Origin of the sequence: Paracoccus sp. (in: a-proteobacteria) (assembly GCF_047973135.1) — a bacterium.
Classification (GTDB): Bacteria; Pseudomonadota; Alphaproteobacteria; order Rhodobacterales; family Rhodobacteraceae; genus Paracoccus.
In genome coordinates, this window is the sequence record NZ_JBKEBL010000038.1 from 1 (window position 1) to 3,892 (window position 3,892).

At 62.3% G+C, this 3,892-nt stretch carries 4 protein-coding genes and 2 pseudogenes; all 6 read left to right on the forward strand.

Going from position 1 to position 3,892, the window contains the following annotated elements; all coding sequences use genetic code 11:
- Positions 1-891, forward strand: a pseudogene (locus tag ACK5L9_RS03730) (NADH-quinone oxidoreductase subunit D); the annotation flags it as partial.
- A 39-nt stretch (positions 892-930) separates the two neighbouring features.
- Complete coding sequence (locus ACK5L9_RS03735; RefSeq protein WP_416910106.1) at positions 931-1,281, forward strand: hypothetical protein; 351 nt, start codon at positions 931-933, stop codon at positions 1,279-1,281.
- Positions 1,282-1,288: 7 nt separating this feature from the next.
- Complete coding sequence (gene nuoE, locus ACK5L9_RS03740) at positions 1,289-2,341, forward strand: NADH-quinone oxidoreductase subunit NuoE (RefSeq protein WP_416910107.1); 1,053 nt, start codon at positions 1,289-1,291, stop codon at positions 2,339-2,341.
- 31 nt (positions 2,342-2,372) lie between these two features.
- Complete coding sequence (locus tag ACK5L9_RS03745; protein ID WP_416910108.1) at positions 2,373-2,996, forward strand: hypothetical protein; 624 nt, start codon at positions 2,373-2,375, stop codon at positions 2,994-2,996.
- The gene (locus tag ACK5L9_RS03750; protein ID WP_416910109.1) at positions 2,996-3,211 is read left to right on the forward strand and encodes a DUF5337 domain-containing protein; all 216 of its coding nucleotides are present in this window, start codon (positions 2,996-2,998) and stop codon (positions 3,209-3,211) included. The genes ACK5L9_RS03745 and ACK5L9_RS03750 overlap by 1 nt, the downstream gene beginning before the upstream one ends.
- Before the next feature lie 27 nt (positions 3,212-3,238).
- Positions 3,239-3,874 (forward strand): annotated as a pseudogene (locus tag ACK5L9_RS03755) (NADH-quinone oxidoreductase subunit F); the annotation flags it as partial.
- Positions 3,875-3,892: the final 18 nt, after the last annotated feature.

Here is a 3,892-nt window from a genome sequence, read left to right on the forward strand (position 1 = left end):
CGGGTTCTGTATTCCGATATCGGCAGGATTCTGATCCATCTGCTGAACATCTCGACCGGCGCGCTGGACGTCGGGGCGCTGACGCCTACGGTCTGGGCTTTCGAGGAACGCGAAAAGCTGATGATCTTTTATGATGGGGCATGTGGCGCGCGTCTGCATTCTGCCTAGTTCCGGCCCGGTGGCGTGCATCAGGATCTGCCGCCCGAGCTGATCGACGATATCGAGGCGTGGTGCGATCCGTTCCTGAAGCATGTGGACGATCTGGACACGCTGCTGACCGAGAACCGGATCTTCAAGCAGCGGCTGGTCGATATCGGTATCGTGACCGAACAGGACATTCTGGAATGGGGCTTTTCGGGCGTGATGGCGCGCGGGTCGGGTCTGGCCTGGGATTTGCGGCGCAGCCAGCCCTATGAATGCTATGACGAGTTCGACTTTCAGATCCCGGTTGGCACGAATGGCGATTGCTATGACCGCTATCTGTGCCGGATGGAGGAAATGCGTCAGGCCGTCAGCATCATGAAACAGGCCGTGGCCAAGCTGCGCATGCCCGAAAATCAGGGCGATGTGCTGGCACGCGGCAAGCTGACGCCTCCGCGCCGCGCCGAGATGAAGCGCGACATGGAAAGCCTGATCCATCACTTCAAGCTGTATACCGAGGGTTTCAAGGTTCCCGCAGGCGAGGTTTATGCCGCCGTCGAGGCCCCAAAGGGCGAATTTGGCGTTTATCTGGTCAGCGATGGCAGCAACAAGCCCTATCGCAGCAAGATCCGGGCACCGGGTTTCCTGCATTTGCAATCCATGGACTATCTGTCGCGCGGGCACATGCTGGCGGATGTCTGTGCTCTGATCGGCACGATGGATATCGTGTTCGGCGAGGTGGATCGCTGATGGCCGTATCGCGGGCAGCCGGTTAAGGGGATCGGGTTCATGCTGTCTTCTCTTGTTCATCTGATTGGCTGGGGCGTGGCGCTGCTGATGGTGGCTGTTACGGTCATGCTTGCGATGAACAGGCAGACGGGGCTGAAAATGATCCAGCACCGCCCCGAGATGCTGCCGCAGGCAATGCTTGTGCGCTATGCAGGGCTGACGGCTCTGGCGCTGGTCAGCGCCTGGATCGGCGCGCCGCGCGTATTGTTCGGGTTGCTTCTGGCCATTGCCGTGATCGGCCTTGGCGACACATTTATCTATCGCCGGGCGGGTCATCCGTTCTGGCTTCATCTTGCGATGGGATGCGCCGCCGCCTTTGGCGCGTTCCTGTCGCTTTTCGTGATGAGCTGAGGTCTTCATGCTTCGCCGACTTTCCTCCGTCCAGCCGGACAGCTTCGAATTCACCCCCGCCAATCTGGAATGGGCGCGGGCGCAGATGACCAAGTACCCGGAAGGCCGCCAGCAATCGGCGATCATTCCGGTGCTGTGGCGCGCGCAGGAACAGGAAGGCTGGCTGACCCGGCCCGCCATCGAATATTGCGCGACGCTGCTGGGCATGCCCTATATCCGCGCGCTTGAGGTGGCGACCTTCTATTTCATGTTCCAGCTTCAGCCCGTGGGCAGCGTGGCGAATATCCAGATTTGCGGCACCACAAGCTGCATGATCTGTGGCGCCGAGGATCTGGTCGAGATCTGCAAGCGCCGGATCGCGCCCACGCCGCATACCGTGTCGGCGGATGGCAAGTTCAGTTGGGAAGAAGTCGAATGCCTGGGGGCCTGCGCGAATGCGCCCATGGCCCAGATCGGCAAGGATTATTACGAGGATCTGACCGCGCAAAAGCTGGAACAACTGCTTGATGCGTTGTCGGCGGGGCAGGTGCCACTGCCGGGGCCGCAGAATGGCCGCTTCGGATCGGAGCCTGCGGGCGGGCTGACCAGCCTCACCGAACTGAAAGGGCAGGGCGACGACGTCAATGCCAGCGCCGCGCTGGCCCGCCATTATGGCGAGACGGTCAAGCGCATCGACGGAACCGAAGCGCCGGTCCTGACGCGCTGGGTTCGGGGCGTGGCCCGCAAATCCGGGGCTGCCACGGAACCGGCGGCGGATGCGGGCCGCCGGCCCGAGGGGCTCGATGCCCCGAGGGACGGCACCTCCGACGATCTGAAGCTGATCAAGGGCGTCGGGCCCAAGCTGGAACAGCTTCTGAACAGCCTCGGTTTCTGGCATTTCGACCAGATTGCCAACTGGGGCCCCGAGGAACTGGCCTGGGTGGATGACAATCTGGAAGGCTTCAAGGGCCGGGCCTCGCGCGACGAATGGGTGGCGCAGGCGCAGGTGCTGGCCTCGGGCGGCGAGACCGAATTTTCGAAACGCGCGGAAGAGGAAGACGTTTACGACGATAAGGAGTGATCTGACACTCGGCTGAACGGGGAACAGACAGATGCCGACCACGACTTGTAGCAGGAATTGCTGGATTGCCGGGGCCTCTCTTGGGCTTTTGGTCTGGATTTTTGTGACTGTCGGGCCGCTGAGGTGGTTTGAAGGTCTGTTTCTGGGGCTGGTCGCGGCGGGTCTGTGCGGCGCTTTTCTGAACTGGTTCGTCTGCGGAGGTACCCCCGTCCGCAGCTTTGCCGACTGGCAACCCCCGGTTCCCGTCAGGGCCGCATCCCGCCCGCCCGAGGGAACCCGCGCAACCCCATCCGTCGCGCCGTCCGGGCATGCGCGGATCAGCGCGGGTACGGCGGGCGGTGGCAGCGAACGTAACGATATCTATGGCTCGGCGCGGCAATATATCCCCCAGCCCGCGCCCAAACCCGACGATCTGAAGCTGATCAAGGGTGTTGGTCCCAAGCTTGAGGAATTGCTGCACGAAAACGGAGTTACCGGCTTTGCGCAGATTGCCACATGGACAGATGCCGACATTGATCGCTTTGCCGGGGTGATCGGTCGCATGGGCAGCCGGATCCGCAGCGATGACTGGGTCGCGCAGGCGCGGGTGCTGGCCAGCGGTGGCGAACCGGGAATACCCGCAGGGGCGGCCGCCGGGAAAGGCGTGGTCCATTGATGGCTGACAGGCACGATCAGGATGCGGGGCAGATGCGGCTGGTGGCCGTGGTGATTGCTGCGACCGTGATTCTGTACCTTGTGGTGCAATGGATAGGCAGCCGCTATGGATGGGCGGGCCAGTGGGCCTATCTGGCCGATCTGGCCGCAATCGCAGCTTTTGTCTGGTCGCTGCTTGTGACCTGGCGTATCTGGCGGCGCAGAAACGATGCGTAGCGCCCGGATGATGAGGAACGAAACCAGATGCTGAAAGACCAGGATCGCATTTTTACCAACATCTACGGCATGGGCGACCGCAGCCTGGCGGGTGCGCGCAAGCGCGGCTGCTGGGACGGCACTGCCGGGATCATCGCGCGCGGGCGTGACCGGATCGTCGAGGAAATCAAGGCCTCGGGTCTGCGCGGGCGCGGCGGGGCGGGCTTTCCCACCGGCCTGAAATGGTCGTTCATGCCCAAGGCTTCTGATGGCCGTCCGTCCTATCTGGTCATCAATGGCGACGAATCCGAACCCGCGACCTGCAAGGACCGCGAAATCATGCGCCACGATCCGCACTCGCTTATCGAAGGGGCGCTGATCGCCAGCTTTGCGATGGGCGCGCATGCCGCCTATATCTATATCCGGGGCGAGTTCATCCGCGAAAAGGAATCGCTGCAGGCGGCCATCGACGAATGCTATGACGCGGGCCTTCTGGGCGCGAATGCCGCCGGATCGGGCTGGGATTTCGATCTGTATCTGCATCACGGTGGATGGGCCTATATCTGTGGCGAGGAAACAGCGATGCTGGTAATCCTTGAGGTCTAGAAGGGCTGGCCGCGCATGAAGCCTCCCTTCCCTGGGGGGGCGGGGATTTATGGCTGCCCGACCACGTTGAACAACGTCTAATCGATTGGCGTAACC

Bases quoted from the DNA above. Each gene is read 5' to 3' on its own strand.
- ACK5L9_RS03735 (WP_416910106.1), top strand. From the start codon at position 931: ATGCTGTCTTCTCTTGTTCATCTGATTGGCTGGGGCGTGGCGCTGCTG.
- nuoE (WP_416910107.1), top strand. From the start codon at position 1,289: ATGCTTCGCCGACTTTCCTCCGTCCAGCCGGACAGCTTCGAATTCACC.
- ACK5L9_RS03745 (WP_416910108.1), top strand. From the start codon at position 2,373: ATGCCGACCACGACTTGTAGCAGGAATTGCTGGATTGCCGGGGCCTCT.
- ACK5L9_RS03750 (WP_416910109.1), top strand. From the start codon at position 2,996: ATGGCTGACAGGCACGATCAGGATGCGGGGCAGATGCGGCTGGTGGCC.